Raw genomic sequence first — 24,589 nt, 5'->3', positions numbered from 1 at the left:
GGCCTGGCCCAGCAGGAGCGCCACTTGCTGAGCCTGCAAGGCGCGGCGCGCGAGCAGGCCAGGCGGAGCCTGTTCGGCATCGTCGACGAGGTGGCGGCGGTGCTGGCGCGAGAGCGCATCGACTGCGACTTCGCTCATGGCGGCGTGCTGTACGCGGCGGCGCGCTATCCGGAGCAGGCGGCGATGGGGCGCGACTGGTTGCGGCAATTGCGGCGGGCCGGCCATGGCGAAGCCGATTTCCGCTGGCTGGACGCGGCGGAGATGGCGGCGCAACTGGGTGTCAGCGGCGTCGGCGGCGGGATTTATTCGCCGCATTGCGCGGTGATAGACCCGGCGAAGCTGGCGTGGGGTCTGGCGCGGGCAGTGGCGGCGCTGGGCGTGCGCATCCACGAGGATAGCCCGGTCCGGCGCTGGTCGGCGGGCAAGCTCTACCTGGCCGATTGCGAGCTGAGCGCGCGGGTGGTGGTGCCGGCGCTGGAAGGCGCCGCCAGCCAGTTCTCGGCGCTGAGCCGCTGCCTGCTGCCGGTGCAAAGTTTGTTGCTGGCCACCGAGCCGCTGTCGACGGCTCAATGGGATGAGATCGGTCTGGCGCGGCGGCAAGCGTTTGGCGATCTCAGCCGCATGGTGACTTACGGCCAGCGCAGCGCCGATGGCCGGCTGGTGTTCGGCGCGCGCGGCGGTTATCGCCTGGGTGGTCGGGTGCAGTGGGATTTCGACCCCGACGCCGAAGCGTTCCGCTGGCGCGAGCGCCTGTTGCGCCGGCTGTTCCCGGCGCTGGGCGCGACGGCGGTGCAATACCGCTGGGGCGGCACCCTGGGCGTGGCGCGCGCGTTTACCCCCTATGTCCTGTACGACCGGCGCGCCGGCCTCGCCATGGCCGGCGGCTATGGCGGCGAAGGCGTGGGCGCGGCCAATCTGATGGGGCGCACGCTGGCGCAGTTGATCCTGGAGCGGCCGGACCCGTTGACCGCCATGCCCTGGGTATCGACCGAAGGCGGGCTGGAGCGGGTGCGGCGCTGGGCGCCGGAACCGATTCCCTGGCTGGGTTACCACCTGGTGCGCAGCGGCTACGCCCTGGAAGAGCGCTTGTGCGCCAGCGGCGGCGCGCCGGCCTGGAGCAAGCGAGGCGCGGCGCGGCTGGCGTCGGCGCTGGAAGCCCTGCTGGCCTAGCGGCTAACAAAAGTCAGTTTCACGGCTGAGCAAGGCGCGCCGACGCAACGCAGCATCAGGCGTTTTGTTAGCCGCTCTTAAAGGAGGGGACGCGATGTGGCGAGCCATGGTGATGGGCGCGTGTCTGGCGATATGGACGCTGGCCGCGCAGGCGGAGGAACAGAATGTGCTCAATGTCTATAACTGGAGCCATTACATAGGGCAGCGCACCTTGCAGCGCTTCGAGCGCGAAACCGGAATCAAGGTCCGCTACGATGTCTACGACAGCAATGAAATTCTGCAGGGCAAGTTGTTGACCGGCCGCAGCGGCTACGATGTGGTGGGGCCGTCGATGAGCTTTCTGGGCAATCAGCTGGCGGCTGGCGTTTTTCAGCCGCTGGACAAGTCCAAGCTGCCCAATTATCGCCAGCTGGATCCGGCGCTGCTGCGACAGCTGGCCGCCGCCGATCCCGGCAACCGCCACGCGGTGCCCTATCTATGGGGCACCTCCTCGGTGGCCATAGACGAAGACCGGGTGCGGCGGGCGCTGGGTGGTCAGCCGCTGCCGGCCGACGCGCTGGCGCTGCTGTTCGATCCCGCCTATGCGGCCAAGCTCAGCGGCTGCGGCATCGCCATGATGATCTCGCCTAGCCAGGTGGTGGTGCAGGCGCTGATCTATCTGGGCAAGGACCCGGCCTTGAACCGGCCGGAAGACTTGCCCGCCGTCGCCGGCCTGCTGCGCGCGGCGCGGCCGCATGTGCGGGTGTTCACTTCCGCGCCCATCAACGATTTGGTCAACGGCGAGGTCTGCGTGGCGATGATTTATTCCGGCGACGCCTACATCGCCGCGCGTCGCGCGAGCGAGGCCAAGAGTCCGCGCAAGATTCGCTACCTGCTGTCGTCCAAGGGGGCGGAGCTGTGGATGGACACCTTCGCCATCCCCAAGGACGCGCCGCATCCGGACAATGCGCATCGCTTCATCGATTTCATGATGAGGCCGGAAGTGATGGCGGAGATCAGCAACGAGCTGTTCTACCCCAATGCCGTGCCGGCGACGCGGCCGCTGCTGGAGCGCGCGCTGACGGCGGACCGCAACCTCTATCCGGACGCGGCGACGATGGCCAGGCTGCGCAGCCAGGGGCGGGTGCCGCCGGCGCTGCAACGTGAACGGGTGCGGCTGTTCAATCAGTTCAAGAACAATAGTTATCGCTGAAGGCGTCCGGGCGCCGGGCCAGCAACTGGGCGGGCGTGCAGCCGAAGTCCTGGCGGAAGGCGGCGATGAAGGCGCTGGGGCTGTCGTAGCCGCAGCGCCAGGCCGCGATGCCGACCGGCTGTCCGGCGGACAGCAATTCCAGCGAGCTCAGCAGCCTTAGTCGCCGGCGCCAGGCCTGGAAGCTGAGGCCGGTTTCCTGCGGGAACAGGCGGCTGAGATTGCGGCCGCTGAGGCCGGCCCATTGCGCCCAGGCGTCGCGCGAGCGCGCATCGTCTGGCGCTTGCGTCAGCGCGGCGGCGATGCGGCGCAGGCGCGGGTCGCTGGGCTGCGGCAGCGTCAGCCGCAGCGGCGGCGATTCCGCCACTTCCTCCAGCAAGATTTCCAGCAGCCTGTGCTCGCGGTCGCTTGGCGGCGCGGCGAAATCCAACGCGCGCCGCATGATGGCCGGCGCCAGCGCGTCGCAGGTCATGGCCAGCGCATCGGCCGGCAGCCGGGAGCAGGCCGCGGCGGAGAAGTGCAGGCTGAGGCCGTCGATAGGGCCGTGGCGCTGCGAGGCGTGGCGCAAGCCGGGCGGAATCCAGGCCAGGTGGCCCGGCGGCAGCCAGAGGCGGCCGTTGGCGGTGGCTATGCTCAACACGCCTTGGCGCAGCAGGCTGAGCTGGCCGCTGTCATGGCAGTGCCAGGCTTCGGGATCGGCATCGTCGTGGCGGATGCGGGCGGCGGAGAGCAACATGCTTTGGCCTATTTGAGATATTGATTGGCATTATAGCGATAACGAGTCATGGCGGGACGCGGCGATACTGGCGGCACGCGGCGGCTGTTCCGGCGGCCGCGTCCTATCCATTGATACAGGAGTGACTATGTCGAACACCGCAATCGCCTTGGTGCGCGAATTATTCGAATGCGCATTGCTGCGCCCGGAGCTGGACGAAGCCAGGCTGGCGCAATTGGTGCATCCCGAATACCGTCAGCAGGCGGATGGACGCAGCCTGGATTACGCCGATTTCGTCAAGCACCTGCGCCATCTGAAACAGGCGTGCGGCCGGGTCGGCCTTGAAATCCTGAGTTGGGCGGAGCAGGGCGAACGCGTGTTCACCCGCCATCTCGTCGCCGCCGACAAGCGGGATGGCAGCCAGGTGCGCATGCTGGTGATCGCCGAGTTCCGTGTGCGCGACGGCCGGGTGGTCGCCTGCGATGAACTGACGCATATGCTGGCCGGGACGGGGGAGGACAGGGATCTGGGCTCTCGGCACTGATGCGAGTTTGGCCGGCGTTCAAAGCCTGCTGCGCTTGGGCGGTTAGGGCGGGCAATAGTGGAGGTGCATGGGCGCGGGCAAAAAAAATGGACCCGGCGGGTCCATTTCCAGATGCGCGATTGAATCAGGCTTCGGGCGCGTTCAGCGAATTGATGCTGAAGCCGGCGTCGACATAGGTGATTTCGCCGGTGATGCCGGAAGACAGATTGGACAGCAGGAAGGCGGCGGTATTGCCCACTTCCTCGGTGGTGACGTTGCGGCGCAGGCAGGACTGGCCGGCGGCCATGGCCAGCAGCTTGGAGAAGCCGGAAATGCCGGCGGCGGCCAGGGTCTTGATCGGGCCGGCGGAAATGCCGTTGACGCGGATGCCGTCCTTGCCGAGGCTGGCGGCCATGAAGCGCACCGAGGCTTCCAGGCTGGCCTTGGCCAGGCCCATCACATTGTAGTTCGGGATCGCGCGCACCGCGCCCAGGTAGGATAGGGTCAGCAGCGCGGCGTTGCGGCCTTGCATCATCGGGCGCGCGGCCTTGGCCAGCGCCGGGAAGCTGTAGGCGGAAACTTCATGAGCGGTCTGGAATGCTTCGCGGCTCAGCGCGTCCAGGAAATCGCCTTCCAGCGATTCGCGCGGGGCGAAGGCGATGGCGTGCACCAGGCCGTCCAGGCCGTCCCATTCCTTGCCCAGATCGGCAAACAGTTTGTTGATTTCTTCGTCGCTTTGCACATCGCAGCGGAAAACCAGCTTGGAACCGAAGTCGGCGGCCATTTCACGCACGCGGTCTTCCAGCTTGTCCACCACATAGGTGAATGCCAGTTCCGCGCCCTCGCGATGACAGGCCTGGGCAATGCCGTAGGCGATGGAGCGGTTGGAGATCATGCCGGTGATCAGAATCTTTTTGCCTTGCAGAAAGCCCATTTGGCGTCCTTCTCGGGATAAACAGCTGCGCATTATACCGAAGCCTTGGGTTTTCAGCAGCGGCATTGTCGGGCGCGGGCATGCTATATAAGGAAATGGCGAAGCGCGCGGCGGGCGCTCGGCGCCGGATTTCCGGTTGCCCCGGTCCTCCGTGCTTGTTACCATCACACATCAATTGAGCAGTTGCGCCAAATATATATAGCGAGGAAACCATGAGCGATCTTATTCACCACGTAAGCGATGACAGTTTCGATAACGATGTGCTGAAAGCCGACCTGCCGGTGCTGGTCGACTACTGGGCCGAGTGGTGTGGTCCGTGCAAGATGATCGCTCCCATCCTGGACGAAGTGGCCAAGGAATACGAAGGCCGTCTGAAAGTGGTCAAGCTGAACATCGACCAGAACGAGCTGACGCCGCCGAAATTCGGCATCCGCGGCATCCCGACGCTGATGATTTTCAAGGATGGCCAAGTGGCCGCCACCAAGGTGGGGGCGCTGGCCAAGAGCCAGTTGACCGCCTTCGTTGACAGCCAACTGTAAAGCGTCTATTCTCCAGCAAAATCTCAAAACGGGTAGCGATTGACGCGTTGCCCGTTCCATTTTTTACGCCACCCTCCGAATTCAGCGTTCCGCTAAATCGTTACCGAGTCGACCTACGGCTGCTATGCACTTATCTGATCTAAAACATCTTCATGTTTCCGAGCTCGTTGAAATGGCCATTTCCAACGAGATCGACGGGGCCAACCGACTGCGCAAGCAGGACTTGATCTTCGCGTTGTTGAAAAACCAGGCCAAAAAAGGCGAAAGCATTTTTGGCGAAGGTACCCTGGAAGTGCTGCCGGATGGTTTCGGTTTCCTGCGCAGCCCGGACACCTCCTACCTGGCCGGCCCGGATGACATCTACGTCAGCCCGTCGCAGATTCGTCGCTTCAACCTGCATACCGGCGATTCGATCGAAGGCGAGATCCGCACCCCGAAGGATGGCGAACGCTATTTCGCGCTGGTCAAGGTGGACAAGGTCAACGGCGAGGCGCCGGAGAACTCCAAGCACAAGATTCTGTTCGAGAACCTGACGCCGCTGTTCCCCACCGAGCAGTTCAAGCTGGAACGCGAGATTCGCGCCGAGGAAAACATCACCGGCCGCATCATCGACCTGATCTCGCCGATCGGCAAGGGCCAGCGCGGCCTGCTGGTGGCGCCGCCCAAGTCCGGCAAGACCGTGATGCTGCAGCACATCGCTCACGCCATCACCGCCAATCACCCGGAAGCGGTGCTGATCGTGCTGTTGATCGACGAACGCCCGGAAGAAGTGACCGAGATGCAACGCTCGGTCAAGGGCGAAGTGGTGTCCTCCACCTTCGACGAGCCGGCCACCCGCCACGTGCAAGTAGCCGAGATGGTGATCGAGAAGGCCAAGCGCCTGGTGGAACACAAGAAGGATGTGGTGATCCTGCTGGATTCCATCACCCGTCTGGCGCGCGCCTACAACACCGTGGTGCCGGCCTCCGGCAAGGTGTTGACCGGTGGTGTGGACGCCAACGCGCTGCAGCGCCCGAAGCGCTTCTTCGGCGCCGCGCGTAACGTGGAAGAGGGCGGCAGCCTGACCATCATCGCCACCGCGCTGATCGATACCGGCAGCCGCATGGACGATGTGATCTACGAGGAATTCAAAGGCACCGGCAACAGCGAAATCCATCTGGAACGCCGCATGGCCGAGAAGCGCATCTTCCCGGCGCTGAACATCAACCGCTCCGGCACTCGCCGCGAAGAGTTGCTGATTCCGCAGGACCAGCTGCAGCGCATCTGGGTGCTGCGCAAGCTGCTCTATCCGATGGACGATCTGGAGGCGATGGAATTCCTGCAGGACAAGATCAAGGCCACCAAGTCGAACCAGCAATTCTTCGACTCGATGCGCCGCTGAGCGGAAATGCTCACAAGGATGCCAGGCTACCAGCCTGGCATTTTTTTTGTCCATCTCGCAGCAAGTGGGAGTTTTTTGTTAAAAGCCGTGGCGGCGGTGCCTGCGCGGCCGCGCTTTGGCCTAAGATGGAGCAATGGCGCCGCTGCTCATAATCATTGGACGGCGCGGACGGGCAGGGGACAACAATATGTGGTCGATGGAGGCGGGAGAGGCTGCCGACTGGATTAGCGGTCGGCTGTCCGGCTATGACTTTACCGGCAGGGTGGGCGATTTGAGTTACCGTCCGGCCGATGACGGGTTGCGGCCAGCGGCGGTGCTGGTGCCGCTGGTGTGGCGGCTGGAGGGGCCGACGGTATTGCTGACCCGGCGCGCGGAAAACCTGCCGGCGCATGGCGGCCAGGTCAGTTTTCCCGGCGGTAAGCTGGAGCGGGAGGATGGCTCGGCCGAGCGCGCCGCGCTGCGCGAAACCTGGGAGGAAACCGGGCTGGAGGCCGGCCGCGTCCGCCTGTTGGGGAGGCTGCCCGATTATGTGACGATCACCGGCTTCGTGGTCACGCCGGTGGTGGGCATGGTGCTGCCGCCGTTCGAACTGCATCCGGAGCCGGGGGAAGTGGCCGAGGTGTTCGAGGCGCCGCTGCCGCTGCTGATGGATACCGGCGCCTACCAGCGCCACAGCCATCGCGGTGACGATGGCCAATTGCGCGCCTATATGTCGCTGGATTGGCAGCGCCACCGAATCTGGGGCGCCACCGCGGCGATGTTGTGGCTGCTGGCCGATGCGCTGGGCGTGGCCGGGCAGGACGCGCCGCCGTTCAGATCATGTCCAGATCGTTGAACAGGATGTTGCGGCCGGCCACCTTGGCCTCGTAAAGCAGGCGGTCGGCGCGCGCCAGCATCAATTCCGGCGTGTCGTGCGGGCGCCAGTCGGTCAGCCCGCCGCTGAAGGTCACGCTCTGGTCCACCAGCGGGAAGCGGGTCTGGCTCAGCACCACCTGCACCCGTTCCATCACCTTCTGCGCATCGCGCAAGCGGGTGCAGGGGAAAATCACCAGGAATTCCTCGCCGCCCACCCGCGCGCAGATGTCGGTGTTGCGCGTGGTGTCGGTCAGCGCATTGGCCACCGCCACCAGCACATTGTCGCCGGCCTGGTGGCCGTGGCGGTCGTTGAATTGCTTGAAGTGGTCGATATCGAACACCGCGATGGTCATGGACTGGCCATAGCGTTCGCAGCGGCTGATCTCGTCCTTCAGCATCATGTCGGCATAGCGCCGGTTGTACAAATGGGTCAGCGGATCGGTGGCGGCCATTTCGCTCAGCTGCTGATTGCTTTCCTGCAATTGCTGCTCCAACTGCTTGCGCGAGGAAATGTCGTAGAGCGCCACCAGGGTGGACGGCGGCGAGCGTTCGCCCAGCGGGCGCAGCGAGACAATCACCCAGAGCCGGCTCTGGTCTTCCAGCTCCAGCTCGATCTCCTGGCTTTCTATCTCCCTGCCGGCTTCCAGCCACTGCTCCAGCGGCTGCAGCCGGAACGGCAGGTTGAGGATGTCCGAATCCTCCTTGGTGTCGGGCGCGCGCGGCGGCAGTTGCAGCATTGCACGCGCCAGCGCGTTGCCGCGCTGTATGCGCCGGGTTCTGGGATTGACCAGCAGCAGCGCCAGCGGCGCGGTGTCCAGGATCAGCTTGGCTTCTTCCTCGCTCTGGCGGATCAGGTCGGTGCTGCGGCTCAGCAGCGCATGCTGACGCAGATTGGACAGGTAGTTGCGCAGTGCCAGCAGCGTCATGCCGGCGATGAACAGCCAGCCCAGCAGCGCCAGCACGGCTTTTTCCTGCACGGTGCGGGTGAAGTCCTTGCGGGCGATGCCCACAGCCACCTGAAAGGGGTAGCGGCCGGTCTGGCTCTGGCTGTAGAGCCGGGTGGCGCCATCGACATTGGACGGGGCGCTGAATTGTGCCTGAGCGCCATCGCGGCTGAACAGCTTGCTGGGTTGCAGCGGGCGGAGCTGCTGCTCCAGCCCCTTGGGCGGCTTGGGCCAGCGCGCCACCATCAACTGGCGCTGGTCCAACACCAGGATTTCGCCGTGTTCGCCGACGGTGACGCGCGAAACCTCGTCCTGGAAGAAATTGCTGGCGATGATGCCGGTGGCCATGCCGATGACGTTGCCTTCGTCGTCGCGCAGCTTGCTGGCCAGCGCGATGCCGTGCTGTTCGGGATTGTGCTGGGCCGCGGTGTAGTTGTTTTCCGGGTTTTCATTGCGGTGCAGCCAGCGGCAGAACTCATTGTGCGGCTGGCGCACCAGATTGGCCTGGCGGCTGGTGAAGATGGCCTGGCAGGCGCTGTCTATGATTTCTATCTGGCTCAGATAGGGCGCCAGCTGCAGCTGCAGCTGCAGCTGCTGGAACAGCTTCTGCTGTTCGCTCTCGCTGCTTTTTCCGGTGTGCAGCAGCGTTTGCACTTGCGGCAGCTGGCCGCTGCTTTGCAGGATCAGGCCGGCTTCGCTGATGCCGGCGGCCAGGCGTTCCGCCAGCAGCTGGCTGAGGCCGCTGGCCTGCCGCAGCGCGTTCTCCTCCTCCTGGCGGTAGGTGTTGAGCAATTCCAGGCCCACCATGGCCAGCGTGCCGAACAAAAAGAGGATGGAACCCCAGATCGCGTAGCGGGCCGGGCGTTTGTTCCGTTTGCGGAGGTGGAAGTCCATGACGCTCGTGGTTGGGAGTTATGAACCCGTTATAGCGCTAGGCAGGCGGGGGCGACAGGGCGGCCCCGCCCGCGGTTCAGGTGAAGCGCATCGACAGATCGATGGCGCGGACGTCCTTGGTCAACTTGCCCACCGAAATGCGGTCGACGCCGGTTTCCGCGATCGCGCGCACGCTGTCGAAATCCACGCCGCCGGAGGCTTCCAATTGCGCGCGGCCGGCGTTGAGCGCCACCGCCGCCCGCATTTGCTCCAGCGACATATTATCCAGCAGCACCAGCTTGGCGCCGTGGCTCAGCGCTTCGTCCAGCTGCTGCAACGTCTCCACCTCGATCTGCAGGCTGACCTCGGTCGGGGCCAGCCGCTGCGCGGCCTGCAGCGCGGCGGCGATGCCGCCGGCGGCCATGATGTGGTTTTCCTTGATCAGGATGCCGTCGAACAAGCCTATGCGCTGATTGTCGCCGCCGCCCACCGTTACCGCGTATTTTTGCGCCAGCCGCAGGCCGGGCATGGTTTTGCGGGTGTCCAGGATGCGGGAGTGGGTGCCAACCACGGCATTGACGTAGCGGCGGGTTTCACTGGCGACGGCGGACAAGATCTGCAGGAAATTGAGCGCGGAGCGCTCCGCGGTCAGCAGCGCGCGCGCCGGGCCGGCGATACGGCACAACTCGTCGCCGGCGGCGAGCTCGGCGCCTTCCGCCGCCAGCCATTCCACCCGGCAACGGGGGTCCACCTGGCGGAAGCATTCGTCGAACCAGGCCTGGCCGCACAGCGTGGCCGCCTCGCGCGCGATGACGCGCGCCGCGCCGTCCTCGCGTTCTGGAATCAGCTGGGCGGTCCAGTCGCAGCGGCCGATGTCTTCGGCCAGCGCGGCGGCGACCTGCTGGGCGATCAAGTGGTGGGCGGGCAGAACGGGCATACGGTGCTCTCCAAGAAAACGCCATTGTACCGAATGCGGCATCTTGGTGGCATGCGCTCTGGTATCATTCTGAATGGATAATTTGGCGACAGGTAGGCCATGGATTTGCCCGCACAGTTTTTCCCCGCAATCGCGCTTGGCGCAAGCAATGTCGCGGCGGCCGCCGTTTTGGCGCTGGCGGCGCGGCGAGTCGCCTGGCGCAGCCTGCCGCCGGCCGCCGGCAATGCCTGGATGGGCGCTTGCGTGCTGGCGCTGGCCTTGTGGTTGTTGCGCGGCGGCCTGGCGCCGGGGCTGTCCTTTCATCTGCTGGGCGCCGGGCTGTTCACCCTGATGATGGGGCCGTGGCTGGCGCTGTTGGCGCTGAGCCTGCCCTTGCTGGCCTTGGCGCTGGGCGGGCAGGTCGACGCGGCGGCGCTGGGGGTGAATTGGCTGACCATGGTGTTGCCGCCGGTGGCCCTGTCCGGCGCCGTGCTGCGCTTGAGCCAGCGCGCCTTGCCCAGCAATCTGTTCGTCTATGTCTTCGTCAACGGCTTTCTCGCCGGCGGCGCCGGCATGTTCGCCGCCGGCCTGAGCGGCCTGCTGGCGCTGGGCCTGGCCGGCGCCTATCCGTGGGACCAGTTGCTGGAGGAAACGCTGCCGTTCTATTTTTTATTATCGTGGTCGGAGGCGTTCACCACCGGCTTGCTGGCGGCGGTGCTGGTGGTGTACCGGCCCGCCTGGATGTCGACGTTTGACGATGGCCGTTACCTTGGGCGCAGCCGCCGCGCGCCTTGATAGATGGACATTTGGAGGAGAGTGTTATGTCGTTTGCGTTATGGAGCATCTTGTTGGCGGCGCTGCTGCCGCTGATCTGGGCCGGAGTGGCCAAGGCCGGTTCGCGCGTGGATAACCACAAGCCGCGCGAAGCGATGGCACAGGTCGGCGGCTACCGGCTGCGCGCCAACTGGGCGCAGCAGAATGCCTGGGAGGCGTTTCCGACCTATGCCGCCGCGGTGCTGGTGGGCTGGGGCATGCATGTGCCGCCGGCCTTCCTGAATCTCGCCGCCGCGGTGTTCATCGCGGCGCGGATCGCCCATGGCCTGCTGTATCTGGCCGATCAGGCGAGCTTGCGCTCGCTGTCCTGGTTGATCGGCTTGCTGACGGTGGTGGCGATCTTCTGCAAGGCCGGCGGTCTGTTCTAGCTTTAGAGCCTGTTCAAAGGCGCGCGAGCAAGAGCGAGACAAGGCGAAAACAGCTGAGGAAGCGGAGTTTACAAGTAGTAAATGAGCATTCCGAAGCGGTACTCACCGTGCCACGTCTCACGAAGCGCAGCAGACTTTGAACAGGTTTGTTAGACGGTTTCCAGCCAGCCGTTGGCGCGCAGCGCGGCCTGCACCTGGTCCAGGCCCTTGGTGTGGAAGGCCTGCCAGCCGGCGCGGCGGGCGGCGTCCACGCATTCAATATTGTCATCGAAAAAGGCGATGCGTTCCGCCGAGACGCCCAGTTCGCGCTGCACGTGTTGGTAGACCGCGGCATCGGGCTTGCGCAGGCCGATCAGATGGGAGGCGAACAAGCGCTCGAAATGGTGCAACAGGCCGAACTCGCGTTCGATCTTGTCCCAGTGCAGCGCATTATTGTTGCTGAGCACCGCCAGCCGGTGCCGTTTGGCCAACTGGCCCAGCATTTCATCGGCGCCGGGGAAGGCGCCTTGCAGCCAGCTGTCCAGTTGCGCGGTCATCTCCGCAGCGTCCATGTCCAGCCCCAGGCTGTCCGCCATGGCGGCGCTGAACGCTTCCGGCGTGCAGGCGCCAGTGTCCAGTTTGGCGATCCACGGGGTATTCATCCAGAACAACCGGGCCTGCTCGCTGTCCAGCTTGCCATTGGACAGCTTCACCAAGGGGTTGATGCCGTCCCAGTCCACCAGTACCCCGCCCAGATCAAACACCAGTATGTCGACAGAAGAGTTCATTGTGCCTCGCTTGCTTGAACGCCGGCGCGCTTGCGCGCGACGGTTTATAGAATGATGGGCTCCGGCTCCAGTTCCACGCCAAAGCGCAGTTTGACCTCGGCGCGAACCTTGGCGGCCAGCGCGCGCATTTGTTCGCCGCTGGCGGCGCCGTAGTTGACCAGCACCAGCGCCTGGCGCGCGTGCACGCCGGCGTCGCCGTCGCGATGGCCCTTGAGCCCGCATTGATCGATCAGCCAGCCGGCGGCCAGCTTGGTCTTGCCGTCGGCGGCCGGGTAGTGCGGCAGCGCCGGATGGCGTTCCAGCAAGGCTTGCGCCTGTTCCGTCGGCACCACGGGGTTTTTGAAGAAGCTGCCGGCATTGCCCAGTTGGGCCGGATTGGGCAGCTTGCTGGAGCGGATGCGGACCACGGCGGCGCTGACGTCGAGCGGCGTGGGCGTGGTGACGCCGGCTGCGGCCAGTTCCTGTTGGATGTCGCCGTAGCCGGTGCGCAGGCGCGGCGCGCGCGACAGGCGGAAACGCACCGCGACGACCAGCAGCCGGCCGGCGGCCTCGTGCTTGAACACGCTGTCGCGGTAGCCGAAGCGGCACTCGGCGGCGGAAAGCGTCAGCGGCGCGCCGCCGTTTTCAAGATCGGCGCAGATCACCTGGTGGATGTGGTCCTTGACCTCGACGCCGTAGGCGCCGATGTTCTGGATCGGGCTGGCGCCGACGGTGCCGGGGATCAGGCTCAGATTCTCCAGGCCGTAGCAGCCCTGCTCCAGGGTGTGCAGCACGAAGGCATGCCAGTTTTCGCCGGCGGCGGCCTCGACGATCACTTCATCGCCGTTCTGTTCCAGCAAGCGGATGCCGCGGAGGGCCAATTTGACCACCAGTCCGGGGTAGTCGCGAGTGAACAGCAGATTGCTGCCGCCGCCCAGCCACAGCACCGGGCCGGCTTGATAGGCCGGGCTGGCCAGCAGCGCCGGCAGCTCGGCCAGCGTGTCCAGCTGGCAAAAATCACGCGCGCGCACGTCCATGCCGAAGGTGTTCAGCGGCTTGAGCGGATAGTCGTGGCAGAAGGTCAGGCTCATGGCGCCGGTTCCGTTTGAAGTTGTCGATGCAGGCGGCGGCGGCTTTCGCCCGCCAGATAGCGGGTCAGGAACAGAGCGGCCACGCTCAGGCTGATCACCAGCGCGGTCCAGAAACCGAACACGCCCATGGGTTTTGGGGTCAGCCAGTCGGTGAGGCCCAGGGTGATGCCCAGGCCCAGGCCGACGCACCAGAACGACAGGATGTGAATGATCATCGGCACCGTGGTCAGCTTGTAGCCGCGCAGCGCGCCGGAGGCGATGGTTTGGGCCGCGTCGGTCAATTGGTAGACGGCGGCGAACAGCAGCAGGGTGGCGCCCATCGCGATCACGCGCGGGTCCGGCGTGTACATGCGCATGATGGGCTCGCGGAACAGCAGCACCACCAGCATCGCGCAGAAGGCCATGCTCAGGCCCAGCAACAGGCCGACGCCGGAGCTGAAGCGGGCGGCGCGATAGTCGCCGGCGCCGACATGGTGGCCGACGCGCACCGACATCGCGGTGGCCACGCTCTGCGGCAGCATATAGATGATGCTGGAAAAATTGAGCACCGATTGATGGGTGGCCACCACCACCGTGCCCAGCTCGGCGATCAGCAGCGCGATGAAGGAGAACAGGCTGACTTCGACGAAGAAGGACAGGCCGATAGGCACGCCCAGCTTCAGAAAGCCGCGGTACATGCGCCAGTCCGGGCCGCGCAGCCGCTCCAGCAGCCGGAACTGGCGGAAGTTGCGGTGCCAGCTGACATAGGCGAGCAAGGCCAGGCAATTGAACCAGAACACGATGCCGGTGGCCCAGCCGCAGCCGGCGCCGCCCAGCTTGGGCAGGCCGAACAGGCCGTGGATCAGGATGTAGTTGAGCGGTATGTTCAGCGCCAGCGCCAGCAGGCTGACCACCATGATGGCCTTGGGCCGGCCCAGGCTGGACGCGTAGGCGTGCAGCGCGCGGTGGGTCATCGCCGCCGGCATGCCCACGGCGGCGCCGGTGATGAACAGCATCACCTTGTCGATGACTTCCGGCGGCAGGTGCAGCCACAGCCGCAGCGCCGGTTCCAGCGCCACCATCATCGCCGCGCCGAGGAGGCCGATCAGCAGGCCGAACCACAGGCCCTGACGCGCGGTGTCTTTGAACTTGTCGTGCTCGCCGGCGCCCAGCTGGTGAGCGAGGATGGGGTTGAGCGCGGTGACGATGCCCATCAGCGTGACGTAGAAGGTGATGAACACGCTGGCGCCCAGCGAGACGGCGGCCAGATCGTCGGTGCTGACGCGGCCGGCCATCACGGTGTCGACGAAGGCGGTGGCGACCTGGGCGATCTGGGCGATCATCATCGGCAGCGCCAGCCGGCTGATTTGACGGGCTTCCTGCAGCACGGCCCCGCGCGGGGCGCGATTGATTTCAAACAGCATGGGAGTAGGGCTGAAGTGGCACGGAGAACTGGCCATTATACCGGCTGAGGGGCGAGCTTGTCTTTGCCGCGCCATGACAATGGGGCGGCATGGCGTGTGCCGGGAACGCAGGGCGCTCCCGGCGGCGCGGGAGCGCTCGAGACGGAATCAGAAACGCGCGGGCGGATCGCGGCGCAGATCGCAGCTGATCAACAATTCACCGCCAAAGCGGGCATTGATGTTCAGCGCGTCCAGCAGCGAAATGTCCTGCACGGTCAGATGCTCGCCGTTGCGGTCCAGTTCATAGCCCAGCTCATGGGCGAAATCCGCCAGCTGCTGCAGGGCGGGGGCATCGGTCGGCGTGAGCGGCGAGGCGCTCAGGCTGCCGCAAAGGGGGCGAGGTCTTCCCACGGCGTCGAAATTGGCAAAAGAGAAATCGGTATAGCTATCTTGCAGGCAGTCGTACATGGCGGTTCTCCAGTCGGGTCGCGGTTGGCGCGCCGGTTCTGGGGTATCCGCCGGCGACGCTTTAGCAGGATTTTTGGGCGCCCTGCAAGTTGTCATTAACTCGGCGCCTGCCGCGTTTGCCCCGGTGTCGGGGAAACGCGGCGCATGCATCGATCCGCAGCGATTGTCCGCTTAACTGCCTATGCCGGAAAAACAAAACCCGCCGGCGACTAAGAGCGCAAGCGGGTTTACCGGTTTTACGCTTTAGCTGGCATTTGTTAAGCGCCCGCAAGCTGTGTCAAATCGGCGCATGAACGTCAATCTATGCCTTTGCTTTTTGGCTGTCAACGATTTTGTGCGGCGTCGTAGCCGCGCCAATCGGCCAGCCAGCCGCGCCAGTGCGCGTGCGGCAACGCGGCGGCGGCGGCGCGCAGGCTTTGCTGCCAGTTCAGGTGGGCGGCCTGATCGAGCGCGCCGTCTATCCATTGCTGGCGCAGCCATAGCAGATGGCAGCTGGCGGCCTGGCGCGCATTGTGGTCGGAAAGCGCCTGGCTGTCGCCGGCGCGATACAGTTCCCAGCGACGCGGACCGTTGAGGTCGGCCTCGCCGGGCAGGCCGCACAGCCTGGCCAGTTCGCCCAGCGGCGTGGCCAACTCGGCATGGCCGCCGCTCAGCGCGTCGCTCAGCGCGCAGTGCGAGGCGGCATCGGCCCCGTTGCGCAGCTGCTCCGCCAGCGGCAGGCCCAGCGCCAGCGCGCGATGGCGCAGCACCGGCAGTTCCAGCCGCGCGCCGTCCCAACTGACCAGGCGCGCCCGGCTGTCGCGCAATAGCGTCAGCCAGTCGGCCAGCATCGCCGCCTCGTCCTTGGGATCGGCGGCGAGGCGCTGGATCACGCTCAGGCGCCCATCCTGTTGCAGCACGCCGGCGATGGCGACGACGCGGTGCAGATGGAAGGGCATGAAGTCGCTGCCGCTTTGGGCGCGACAGCGCTGCAGCACGAAGTCGGCGACGTCGGCTTCGCCGATTTCGCCATCCAGCTGATAGAGCTGGCGGATGGCTTGCACGTCGGGAATGGTCTGAATCTGAAAGCTGAGAGTTGGGAGCACGGCGGGAGTCTTGTTGAAGTCAGCGAACCGGCAGCGATTGTATGCCGATCGCCGGAGGGGGGCAATTGGCGGCCATGGATGTTGCATTGCGGCGGGATATGGCGGCGAATTGTATTTTCTGCGGAGAATAGGGATATAATCGCCGGCTTGACTACCTTATAGTCTTGCGAATTCCAAGGTGCTGTCGCCACCCGTTTTGCGGCGGCGCCGGGATGTGTGTTTCAGTCGATCGAGGCGCCGCGCGCCGCAGAGCCTGCTCTGCCTGCCGGGGTTGCATGGAACGGCGGGACGGCCTCCCGGCCCCGATGCCGCGCCAAAACCGGTGACGACAGCGTCTGATTCCAAGTCGACTATCTTTTCATAATGATCCGCAAGTTTATCCGTAAAGTACTGGACCTGCCCGCCGGCATGGGCAAGCGTCGCACCAAGGCGCGCGTGATTCCTCTGCCGCAGCACGGCATCCGCCGCGATCAGCTCAGCTCCGCTGCGCTGAAAGTCACCACCCGGCTGCAGGAGGCCGGCTTCGCCGCCTACGTGGTGGGCGGCGCGGTGCGCGATTTGATGCTGGGGGTGTCGCCCAAGGACTTCGACGTCGCGACCAACGCCACGCCGGAAGAAGTGCACCGGGTGTTCCGCCGTTCCCGCATCATCGGCCGGCGCTTCCGCATCGTCCACGTGATGATGGGGCAGGAAACCATCGAGGTGACCACCTTCCGCGGCGGTTCGGTGGACGACACCAATGAAACCGGCCGCATCATGGCCGACAACAGCTTCGGCAGCCAGGAAGAGGACGCGCACCGCCGCGACTTCACCGTGAATGCCTTGTTCTACGATCCGTCCGACGAAACCGTCATCGACTACCATCACGGCGTCAAGGATTTGCGCGCCGGCAAGCTGGTGATGATAGGTCAGCCGGCGCGCCGTTATCAGGAAGACCCGGTGCGCATGCTGCGCGCGGTGCGCCTGGCGGCAAAGCTGGGCTTCGAGATCGACGACGCCACCCGCAAGCCCATCCGCACCCACGCCCATCTGCTGAAGAAGGAGCCGCCGGCGCGCCTGTTCGACGAAATGCTCAAGCTGCTGATGTCGGGCCAGGCCTACGGCTGTCTGAAGAAGCTGCGCGAGGAAGGCATGGCGCGCGGCGTGTTCCCGCTGCTGGACGCGGTGCTGGACGACAAGGGCGACGATCTGTTCCTGAAACTGGGCCTGGAGAGCACCGATCAGCGCATCCGCGCCGACAAGCCGGTATCGGTCGGTTTCCTGCTGGCCACCCTGCTGTGGAAGCAGGTGCATCAGCGCTGGCAGAAGCGTTTGAACGCCGGCGAGCGCCCGGTGTACGCGCTGTCGCAGGCGATTTCCGACGTCGAGTCCGAGCAGGACAATGATTTCGCCATTCCGCGCCGCTTCAGTGTGACCATGCGCGAAATCTGGATGTTGCAGTCGCGCTTCGACAGCCGCAGCGGCCAGCGCGCCTACCGTTTCCTGGAACAGCCGCGTTTCCGCGCCGCTTACGACTTCTTCGCGCTGCGCGGCGAAGCCGGCGAAGTGGACATGAAGCTGGTGTCCTGGTGGAATGACTTCCAGCGCGCCGACGAGGAAGAACGCGAGCAACTGCTGGAAATCGCCAAGGCCAGCGGCGAGCCGGACCCGGCCAAGAAACGCCGCCGCCGCCGCCCGGCCAATCGCCGCAAGAGTGCCGGCGACGCGGGCGGAGAAGCCTAAGTGGCGCAAGCCTTCGTCGCGCTGGGCAGCAATCTGGAGCAGCCGGCGGCGCAGATCCGCGCCGCGCTGGACGCGATCGCCGCCTTGCCCGGCACCACGCTGACGCGGCCGTCTTCACTGTACCGCACCGCGCCGGTGGGCTATGCCGACCAGCCCGATTTCATCAATGCCGTCGCGGAAATAGACACCGAGCTGGCGCCGCGCGAACTGCTGCGTCATCTGCTGGCGATCGAGGCCGAATTCGGCCGGGTGCGCACCTTCCGCAACGCGCCGCGGGTGTTGGACCTGGACCTGCTGCATTACAGCGGCGTCGAGCTGAGCGACGCCGATCTGACCCTGCCGCATCCGCGCATGCATTTGCGCGGCTTCGTGATGATTCCGCTGGCGGAAATCGCCCCCGATCTGACGCTGCCGGGCCTGGGTCCGGCCAGCGAACTGGCTGGCCGCCTGGCCGACCAGGGCGTGGAGCGTCTCGAAAACAACTAGCTAAGAGGAAGCGAGAGATGAGTCAATTGCGTTATGTCGTGGTCGAAGGGCCGATCGGCGCGGGCAAGTCCTCTCTGGCGCGCCGGCTATCGGAATACTGGGGCGTGCGCCTGCTGGCGGAAGACCCGGCCGCCAATCCTTTCCTGCCGCGCTTCTATCGCAATCTGCCGGCCCATGGCCTCTCCACCCAGCTCTCCTTCATGCTGCAACGCGCCGACATGGCCAAGAGCATGCTGGACGGTGAACTATTGGCCAGCCCGCTGGTGTCGGACTTCCTGTTCGAGAAGGACGCGCTGTTCGCCAAGATCAATCTGGACGAGGCCGAGCAGGCGTTGTACAAACGCCTGGCCGCGCTGGCGATGCCGGAGCATCCGGTGCCGGATCTGGTGATCTATCTGCAAGCGTCGGAAGAGAATCTGCTGAGCCGGGTGGCCGCGCGCGCCGCGGAGTACGAGGTGAATTTCCCCGAGGGCTATCTGAAGCGCGTGCATCAGGCTTATAGCGAGTTTTTCCACCAGTACGAGGCCGCGCCGCTATTGATCGTCAATACCGATCACCTGAACCTGGTGGAAGGCGACGAGGACTTCGAACTGCTGATCCGCTGCATCAGCGAAGCGCGCGGCCAGCGCAACTATTTCAACAAGAGCGTCTGAGCCGCCGCGCGTGATGCGCCCTGTCGGCTGATAGACGACTGAACGAGGAAGAACGGGCATGAAAATTACCGTTAATACCCTGCAGAAAATGGCGCAGGAAGGTCAGAAGATCGCGATGCTGACCTGTTACGACGCCAGCTTCGCCGCACTGCTGGAACAGGCCGGCGTGGAAATCCTGCTGGTGGGGGATTCGCTGGGCATGGTGGTGCAGGGCATAGACTCCACGCTGCCGGTGGCCGAGGAGGAGATGCTCTACCATGTGCGCTGCGTGGCGCGTGGCGCCAAGCAGGCGATGGTGCTGGGCGACATGACCTTTGGCGCTTACCAGCAAAGCCCGCAGCAGGCGTTCGCGCACGCGGCGCGCATCATCCAGGCCGGCGCGCACATGGTCAAGCTGGAGGGCGGCGCTTATATGGCGGAAACCACCCGCTTCCTGGTGGAGCGCGGCATTCCGGTATGCGCCCATATCGGCCTGACCCCGCAGTTCGTCAACAGCTTTGGCGGCTACCGGGTGCAGGGCAAGAGCGAAGAGGACGCGCGCCGCATCGTCAACGACGCCAAGGCCCATGCCGAGGCAGGCGCCAGCCTGGTGCTGATGGAGTGCGTGCCGGCGGAACTGGCGCGCGAGATCACCGCTGCCATCGCCGCGCCCACCATAGGCATAGGCGCCGGCGTCGACGTGTCCGGCCAGGTGCTGGTGCTGCATGACATGCTGGGCGTCTATCCGGGCAAGAAAGCCCGCTTCGTCAAGGACTTCATGGCCGAGAACGCCAGCATCCAGGGCGCGGTGCAGGCTTATGTGCAGGCGGTGAAGGACAGGTCCTTCCCGGCGGCGGAACATACTTTCTGATCGGCGAACCCAGGACATAGCGCAATGGAAATCATCCGTACCGTCGCAGCGATGCGCGCCTGGCGTCGCCAGGCGGGCAAGCTCGCCTTCGTGCCCACCATGGGCAATCTGCATGCCGGCCATCTGGCTCTGGTCAAGGCGGCGCGCGAGCACGCCGACAAAGTGGTGGTCAGCATCTTCGTCAACCGGCTGCAGTTTGGCCAGGGCGAAGATTTCGGCGCCTATCCGCGCACTTTCGACGCCGATTGCGACAAGCTGCGCGCCGCCGGCGTGGACGCCTTGTTCTTCCCCGAGGAGCAAGAGTTGTATCCGCGCGTGCGCCAGGACTTCAATGTGGAACCGCCGAATATCCAGAACGAGCTGTGCGGCGCGTTCCGGCCCGGCCATTTCCGCGGCGTCGCCACCGTGGTGACCAAGTTGTTCAATATCGTGCAGCCGGACCTGGCTTGTTTCGGCAAGAAGGACTTCCAGCAGCTGCACGTGATCCGCGCGATGGTCGACGACCTGAATTCGCCGATCGAGATCGTGCCGGTGGATACCGGCCGCGCCGACGACGGCCTGGCGCTGTCCTCGCGCAACGGCTATCTGAGCGCGGAAGAGCGCGCCGAAGCGCCGCGCTTGTACCGTAATCTGACGCGGCTGCAGCAGCGGCTGCAGGATGGCGACAATGATTACGCGACGCTGGAGCAGGGCGCGCGCGACGATCTGGCCCAGGCGGGCTGGACCGTGGATTACGTGGAAATCCGCCAGGCCGATACCCTGGCGGTGGCGCACGCCGGCGAAAAACGCCTGGTCGTGCTGGCGGCCGCGCGCCTGGGGCGCACTCGGCTGATCGACAACATCGAAGTGTTCCGCTGAACAGCGGATCAAGGACGCAATCATGCAGCGCAATATGCTTAAATCCAAGCTCCACCGGGTCACCACCACGCACAGCGAGTTGCACTATATCGGCTCCTGCGCGATCGACGAGAACCTGCTGGAAGCGGCCGACATTCTGGAATACGAAGAAGTGCAGATCTGGAACGTCACCAACGGCGAGCGTTTCGCCACCTACGCGATCAAGGCGGAACGCGGCTCCGGCACTATCTCGGTCAATGGCTCGGCGGCGCGCCGTGCCGCGCCGGGCGATCTGCTGATCATCGCTTCTTTCGCCCAGTACGAGGCGGCGGAACTGAAGGATCATCAACCCAAGTTGGTCTTCGTCGACGCCAATAACCAGATGACCGAGGTCAAGGGCGCCACGCCGACACAGGCGGGCTGATCCGTTCCGGTTTTGCATGCAAGCAGCGGCCGCCCATGGGCGGCCGCTGTTTTTGTTGCGGCACAGCATCAGCTTGGCGGCGGCGGTCCGCTTATTTGCGGCTGGGGCTTGGCGTTGGCGGCGCTGCTGAATCATATTTAAAAAGCGGGGGTGTCTGGCTGGCGGCATGGAGTGCGCCGGCCGTGGTTTCCCGGCCGTCGTCAACCCAATAGCGAGGGAGGCATCATGAGCACGAGCCAGAATCTGACCGGAGGCTGCCTGTGCGGCGCGGTGCGCTACCGTTTGCGCGGCGAGCCCTACGATGTGGTGCACTGCCATTGCAAAAGCTGTCGCCGCGTCAGCGGCGCGGCCTTCGTTACCTGGTTCACCGTCCGGGTGGCCGACCTGGACTGGCGCGGCGAGAAGCCGGTGCTGTATCACTCCTCTGCCGCGGTCAGCCGCGGTTTCTGTCCGCATTGCGGCTCCACCCTCAGCTATCGGCACGAGTCCGACCCGGAGGAAATCGACATCACCGCCTCGTCGCTGGATCATCCGGAGACGCTGGCGCCGGCCGGGCATATCTGGTGGGAACAGCATCTGATCTGGGGCAGCCCGGCCGCACAGCAGGAATTGCCCGTCTATCAACGTAGCGAGGCCTGAGCCTGCGCGTCACGGCGCCGGGTGCAGCGCGCCGGGCGCGACAACCACGCCGTCCTCGTCGGCGTACAGCCAGTGGCCGGGGCTGAAGCGTACTTGGCCGAACTCTATGCTCAGATTGCGTTGGCCTTCGCCGCGCTTCACCGATTTGCGCGGATGGGTGCCGAGCGCGCGTATGCCCAGCGCCAGCTTGTTCAACGCGGCGCTGTCGCGCACGCAGCCATTGATCACCACGCCGGCCCAGCCGTTGGCCACCGCCAGCACGCCCAGTTGATCGCCCAGCAGCGCGCAGCGCAGCGAGGCGCCGCCATCCACCACCAGGACCTTGCCGGCGCCGTTCTGGCTCAGCGCCTCGCGCACCAGGCTGTTGTCCTCGAACAGCTTCAGCGTTTCGATGCGGCCATAAAAGCGGGGCAGGGCACCGTAGCGCTGCAGTATCGGCGCCATCACTTGCAGCTGTTCATCGAACTGATCGCATATATCGGCGGTGTGAAAGTCCATGGCGGCTCCGGGTAATGGATGGCGAAAGCTTCATCCTAGCAGCGGATCGGGAACGCCGATACGCGCTGGCAATGAAAAAGCCGCCTGGCGGCGGCTTTGGGCAATGCTAAGAGCTTGAGTTACTCCAGGCGCAGCGGCACGAACAATACCGCCTCGTTGCGGCGCACCAGCAGCGCGATATGGCCTTTGGCGCTGGCCAGCGCCTTCTCGAAGCTGGCGATGGTGGAGACCTCGACCTGATTCAAGCCCAGAATCACGTCGCCGGCTTGCAGGCCGGAACGGGCGGCCGGGCCTTGCGCCTTTTGGATCAGCAGGCCGCCGCGCACGCCCAGATCGGAGCGCTGGCTCGGCGTCAGCTCGGACAGGGTCAGGCCCAGCTTGCCGAACTGGAAGCCCTGCGGCGAGCTTTCCTCCTGCTGCGGCTGTGAGCTGGGCGCCTCCTGCGCCAGTTCCGCCAGCGTGGCTTCCAGCTCCTTTTCCACGCCTTTGCGCCATACCGTCAGCTTGATCTTGGTGCCGGGCTGCAGCGAGCCGACCAGCAGCGGCAAGTCCTTGGAGCTTTCAATGGCCTTGCTGTCCAGCTTCAGTATGATGTCGCCGGTCTGCAGGCCGGCGCGAGCGGCCGGGCCCTTGGGATCGACGCGTACCACCAGCGCGCCGTTGGGGCGCGGCAGACCGAAGGATTGCGCCAGCTCCTGCGTCACTTCCTGGATATTGATGCCTAGCTGGCCACGGCTGACCTTGCCCTTGGACTTCAGTTGCTCGACCACATTCATCGCCAGATCTATCGGAATGGCGAAGGAAATGCCCATGAAGCCGCCGGAACGGCTGTAAATCTGGGAATTGATGCCCACCACTTCGCCGCGCAGATTGAACAAGGGGCCGCCGGAATTGCCGGGGTTGATCGCCACGTCGGTCTGGATGAAGGGAACGAAGTTCTCGTCCGGCAGGCTGCGGCCCTTGGCCGAGACAATGCCGGCGGTGACGGTGTTTTCGAAGCCGAACGGCGCGCCGATGGCGGCCACCCATTCGCCCACTTTCAGGTCCGCCGGGCTGCCGATCTTGACGACAGGCAAGTCCGCCGCCGCCACTTTCAGCAGCGCCACGTCGGTGCGCTTGTCGACGCCGACCAGCTTGGCGCGCAGTTCGCGCTTGTCGGTCAGCATCACCTTGACCTGCTGGCTATCGGCCACCACATGGGCATTGGTCAGGATGTAGCCGTCGGCGCTGATGATGAAGCCGGAACCGAAGGACACGCTTTCTTCCGGCGGCTGTTCGCGCTGCTGCGGATGATTGGGAATGAAGCGGCGGAAGAAATCGTACAGCGGGTCGTCTTCCGGCACCGGAATCGGCAGATTGCTTTGCTGGGAAGCGCCGCTGTCTTCGCGGCTGGCCTGGATATTCACCACCGCCGGGCCGTCGCGGCTGACCAATTGGGTGAAGTCCGGCAGCAGCATGGCGACGCGGCCGTCCTGCTGCGCGGGAATGGCGACCGGCGCCGGTTGGGAACTACCTTTGAAGAAGCGCTCGACCTTGTCGCAGCCGGACAGCAACGAGGCTGCGAGCAAGGCGCCAACCAGGGTGCGCAGATACGTTGTCACAGGCTATCCTTTTAGGTTGATGTCTATGCGGAAATAGGGACGGAACCGGAATTTTCCAGTGGCGGAATCAATTGTCTTTAATCATAACGGTTTTTGCCGGATATTCGCAGAGATCGGCTATCACGCAGCGCTCGCATTCCGGCTTTCTCGCCTTGCAGACATAGCGGCCCAGCAAGATAAGCCAGTGATGCGCATCGACTTTGAATTCGTCGGGGATGTATTTTACCAGCTTATCCTCGACTTCTCGCACGTCTTTGCCGGGTGCGATCCGGGTGCGGTTGGAAACCCGGAAAATATGGGTGTCCACCGCGATGGTGGGCTGGCCGAAGGCGGTGTTGAGCACCACGTTGGCGGTTTTGCGGCCCACCCCCGGCAGCGATTCCAGCGCTTCGCGGGTTTGTGGCACCTCGCCGCCGTATTTTTCCAGCAATAAATGACAGGTGGCAATCACGTTCCTGGCCTTGGTCTTGTACAGGCCTATGGTCTTGATGAAGTTGGCCAGCGCTTCCTCGCCCAGCGCCAGCATCGCCGCCGGGGTATTGGCCACCGGGTAGAGCCGGCGCGTGGCCTTGTTGACGCTGACATCGGTGGCCTGCGCCGACAGCAGCACCGAGATCAGCAGCTCAAACGGACTGCTGTACTCCAGCTCGGTGGTGGGGTGAGGGTTGGCGGCGCGCAGGCGGCTGAAGATTTCCTTGCGTTTGACGGCGTTCACGCTTTGTCCTTGTCTGCTTGTTCGCGGGCGGCGCGCATCGCGGCGGCGCGCTCCATCGCCTTGCGGATCAGTTCGTTCTTGTCGACTGCGGCGGCGGGAGCCGCCGGTACCGCGGCCGGCGCCGTGGCGGGCGCGTTGGGCGCGGCGGAGG

27 protein-coding genes are annotated in these 24,589 nt (G+C 65.0%); 15 read left to right on the top strand and 12 right to left on the bottom strand.

The genetic code is table 11. The annotated features are described in order from the left end of the window. Positions 1-1,170: NAD(P)/FAD-dependent oxidoreductase (locus tag LQT98_RS18465; RefSeq protein ID WP_231464169.1), on the top strand; the 1,170-nt coding region annotated here is incomplete at its 5' end. Between the two features lie 94 nt (positions 1,171-1,264). Further along, a complete protein-coding gene (locus LQT98_RS18460; RefSeq protein WP_231464167.1) occupies positions 1,265-2,362 on the top strand; it encodes a polyamine ABC transporter substrate-binding protein in 1,098 nt (365 codons plus the stop codon). On the opposite strand, the gene LQT98_RS18455 is transcribed toward LQT98_RS18460, so the two are convergent. Then, positions 2,340-3,095, bottom strand: coding sequence for a helix-turn-helix domain-containing protein (locus LQT98_RS18455; RefSeq protein ID WP_231464165.1), 756 nt, complete (start codon positions 3,093-3,095; stop codon positions 2,340-2,342). The genes LQT98_RS18460 and LQT98_RS18455 overlap by 23 nt on opposite strands. Positions 3,096-3,222: 127 nt before the next feature. Between LQT98_RS18455 and LQT98_RS18450 the strand changes: the two genes are divergently transcribed. Beyond that, positions 3,223-3,618: a nuclear transport factor 2 family protein gene (locus LQT98_RS18450; protein WP_231464162.1), complete on the top strand. Its 396-nt coding sequence runs from the start codon at positions 3,223-3,225 to the stop codon at positions 3,616-3,618. Positions 3,619-3,742: 124 nt separating this feature from the next. On the opposite strand, the gene fabI is transcribed toward LQT98_RS18450, so the two are convergent. Then, positions 3,743-4,531, bottom strand: a complete 789-nt coding sequence (fabI, locus tag LQT98_RS18445) for an enoyl-ACP reductase FabI (protein ID WP_231464160.1) — start codon at positions 4,529-4,531, stop codon at positions 3,743-3,745. A 212-nt stretch (positions 4,532-4,743) separates the two neighbouring features. On the opposite strand from fabI, the gene trxA reads away from it, so the two are divergent. From trxA to LQT98_RS18430, 3 genes are all read left to right on the top strand, one after another. Continuing rightward, positions 4,744-5,070, top strand: coding sequence for a thioredoxin TrxA (gene trxA / locus LQT98_RS18440; protein ID WP_231464158.1), 327 nt, complete (start codon positions 4,744-4,746; stop codon positions 5,068-5,070). A 124-nt stretch (positions 5,071-5,194) separates the two neighbouring features. Continuing rightward, positions 5,195-6,451, top strand: coding sequence for a transcription termination factor Rho (rho, locus tag LQT98_RS18435; RefSeq protein ID WP_048407862.1), 1,257 nt, complete (start codon positions 5,195-5,197; stop codon positions 6,449-6,451). A gap of 187 nt (positions 6,452-6,638) precedes the next feature. Then, the gene (locus LQT98_RS18430; protein WP_048407863.1) at positions 6,639-7,286 is read left to right on the top strand and encodes a CoA pyrophosphatase; all 648 of its coding nucleotides are present in this window, start codon (positions 6,639-6,641) and stop codon (positions 7,284-7,286) included. Here LQT98_RS18430 and LQT98_RS18425 read toward each other — a convergent pair. Both LQT98_RS18425 and nadC read right to left on the bottom strand, forming a co-directional pair. After that, positions 7,264-9,144 (bottom strand): sensor domain-containing diguanylate cyclase, encoded by a 1,881-nt coding sequence (locus LQT98_RS18425; RefSeq protein ID WP_231464156.1) that lies wholly within the window; start codon positions 9,142-9,144, stop codon positions 7,264-7,266. The genes LQT98_RS18430 and LQT98_RS18425 overlap by 23 nt on opposite strands. A gap of 76 nt (positions 9,145-9,220) precedes the next feature. Next, entirely contained in the window at positions 9,221-10,060 is an 840-nt protein-coding gene (nadC, locus tag LQT98_RS18420) for a carboxylating nicotinate-nucleotide diphosphorylase (RefSeq protein WP_231464154.1), read from the bottom strand. Between the two features lie 99 nt (positions 10,061-10,159). Between nadC and LQT98_RS18415 the strand changes: the two genes are divergently transcribed. Both LQT98_RS18415 and LQT98_RS18410 read left to right on the top strand, forming a co-directional pair. Further along, positions 10,160-10,834, top strand: coding sequence for an energy-coupling factor ABC transporter permease (locus LQT98_RS18415; protein WP_231464152.1), 675 nt, complete (start codon positions 10,160-10,162; stop codon positions 10,832-10,834). A gap of 26 nt (positions 10,835-10,860) precedes the next feature. After that, entirely contained in the window at positions 10,861-11,241 is a 381-nt protein-coding gene (locus LQT98_RS18410) for an MAPEG family protein (protein ID WP_048407866.1), read from the top strand. 149 nt (positions 11,242-11,390) lie between these two features. On the opposite strand, the gene LQT98_RS18405 is transcribed toward LQT98_RS18410, so the two are convergent. The 5 genes from LQT98_RS18405 to LQT98_RS18385 all read right to left on the bottom strand — a co-directional run bounded on the left by LQT98_RS18405 (position 11,391) and on the right by LQT98_RS18385 (position 16,013). Further along, on the bottom strand, positions 11,391-12,008 hold the full coding sequence (locus LQT98_RS18405; protein WP_231464150.1) for an HAD family hydrolase: 618 nt from the start codon (positions 12,006-12,008) through the stop codon (positions 11,391-11,393). Positions 12,009-12,052: 44 nt separating this feature from the next. Then, a complete protein-coding gene (gene murB / locus LQT98_RS18400; protein ID WP_231464148.1) occupies positions 12,053-13,078 on the bottom strand; it encodes a UDP-N-acetylmuramate dehydrogenase in 1,026 nt (341 codons plus the stop codon). Next, complete coding sequence (locus tag LQT98_RS18395) at positions 13,075-14,481, bottom strand: MATE family efflux transporter (RefSeq protein ID WP_048407869.1); 1,407 nt, start codon at positions 14,479-14,481, stop codon at positions 13,075-13,077. Before LQT98_RS18395 ends, murB begins: the two co-directional genes overlap by 4 nt. 147 nt (positions 14,482-14,628) lie before the next feature. Continuing rightward, the gene (locus LQT98_RS18390; protein WP_048407870.1) at positions 14,629-14,928 is read right to left on the bottom strand and encodes a hypothetical protein; all 300 of its coding nucleotides are present in this window, start codon (positions 14,926-14,928) and stop codon (positions 14,629-14,631) included. Positions 14,929-15,251: 323 nt separating this feature from the next. Further along, positions 15,252-16,013: a 3'-5' exonuclease family protein gene (locus LQT98_RS18385; protein ID WP_197081332.1), complete on the bottom strand. Its 762-nt coding sequence runs from the start codon at positions 16,011-16,013 to the stop codon at positions 15,252-15,254. Positions 16,014-16,376: 363 nt separating this feature from the next. Between LQT98_RS18385 and pcnB the strand changes: the two genes are divergently transcribed. From pcnB to LQT98_RS18350, 7 genes are all read left to right on the top strand, one after another. Beyond that, entirely contained in the window at positions 16,377-17,735 is a 1,359-nt protein-coding gene (gene pcnB, locus LQT98_RS18380; protein ID WP_231464146.1) for a polynucleotide adenylyltransferase PcnB, read from the top strand. Continuing rightward, positions 17,736-18,221: a 2-amino-4-hydroxy-6-hydroxymethyldihydropteridine diphosphokinase gene (gene folK / locus LQT98_RS18375; RefSeq protein WP_048407873.1), complete on the top strand. Its 486-nt coding sequence runs from the start codon at positions 17,736-17,738 to the stop codon at positions 18,219-18,221. Positions 18,222-18,238: 17 nt separating this feature from the next. Beyond that, a complete protein-coding gene (locus tag LQT98_RS18370) occupies positions 18,239-18,874 on the top strand; it encodes a deoxynucleoside kinase (protein ID WP_048407874.1) in 636 nt (211 codons plus the stop codon). Between the two features lie 58 nt (positions 18,875-18,932). Continuing rightward, positions 18,933-19,724: a 3-methyl-2-oxobutanoate hydroxymethyltransferase gene (gene panB, locus LQT98_RS18365; RefSeq protein WP_231464144.1), complete on the top strand. Its 792-nt coding sequence runs from the start codon at positions 18,933-18,935 to the stop codon at positions 19,722-19,724. Between the two features lie 24 nt (positions 19,725-19,748). After that, complete coding sequence (gene panC, locus LQT98_RS18360) at positions 19,749-20,582, top strand: pantoate--beta-alanine ligase (RefSeq protein ID WP_048407876.1); 834 nt, start codon at positions 19,749-19,751, stop codon at positions 20,580-20,582. A gap of 22 nt (positions 20,583-20,604) precedes the next feature. Next, the gene (gene panD / locus LQT98_RS18355) at positions 20,605-20,985 is read left to right on the top strand and encodes an aspartate 1-decarboxylase (RefSeq protein ID WP_048407877.1); all 381 of its coding nucleotides are present in this window, start codon (positions 20,605-20,607) and stop codon (positions 20,983-20,985) included. Positions 20,986-21,210: 225 nt separating this feature from the next. Beyond that, entirely contained in the window at positions 21,211-21,624 is a 414-nt protein-coding gene (locus tag LQT98_RS18350; RefSeq protein WP_048407878.1) for a GFA family protein, read from the top strand. A 9-nt stretch (positions 21,625-21,633) separates the two neighbouring features. Here LQT98_RS18350 and rraA read toward each other — a convergent pair whose 3' ends face one another. The 3 genes from rraA to nth form a co-directional block, all read right to left on the bottom strand. After that, entirely contained in the window at positions 21,634-22,122 is a 489-nt protein-coding gene (gene rraA / locus LQT98_RS18345; protein WP_048407879.1) for a ribonuclease E activity regulator RraA, read from the bottom strand. A gap of 119 nt (positions 22,123-22,241) precedes the next feature. After that, positions 22,242-23,723: a DegQ family serine endoprotease gene (locus LQT98_RS18340; RefSeq protein WP_048407880.1), complete on the bottom strand. Its 1,482-nt coding sequence runs from the start codon at positions 23,721-23,723 to the stop codon at positions 22,242-22,244. Positions 23,724-23,790: 67 nt separating this feature from the next. Continuing rightward, positions 23,791-24,438 (bottom strand): endonuclease III, encoded by a 648-nt coding sequence (nth, locus tag LQT98_RS18335; RefSeq protein ID WP_048407881.1) that lies wholly within the window; start codon positions 24,436-24,438, stop codon positions 23,791-23,793. Positions 24,439-24,589 lie beyond the last annotated feature (151 nt).

The sequence above is a fragment of the Chromobacterium aquaticum genome (assembly GCF_021129195.1).
Taxonomy (GTDB): domain Bacteria; phylum Pseudomonadota; class Gammaproteobacteria; order Burkholderiales; family Chromobacteriaceae; genus Chromobacterium; species Chromobacterium aquaticum.
This window is presented reverse-complemented; position numbering and strand designations above follow the sequence as displayed.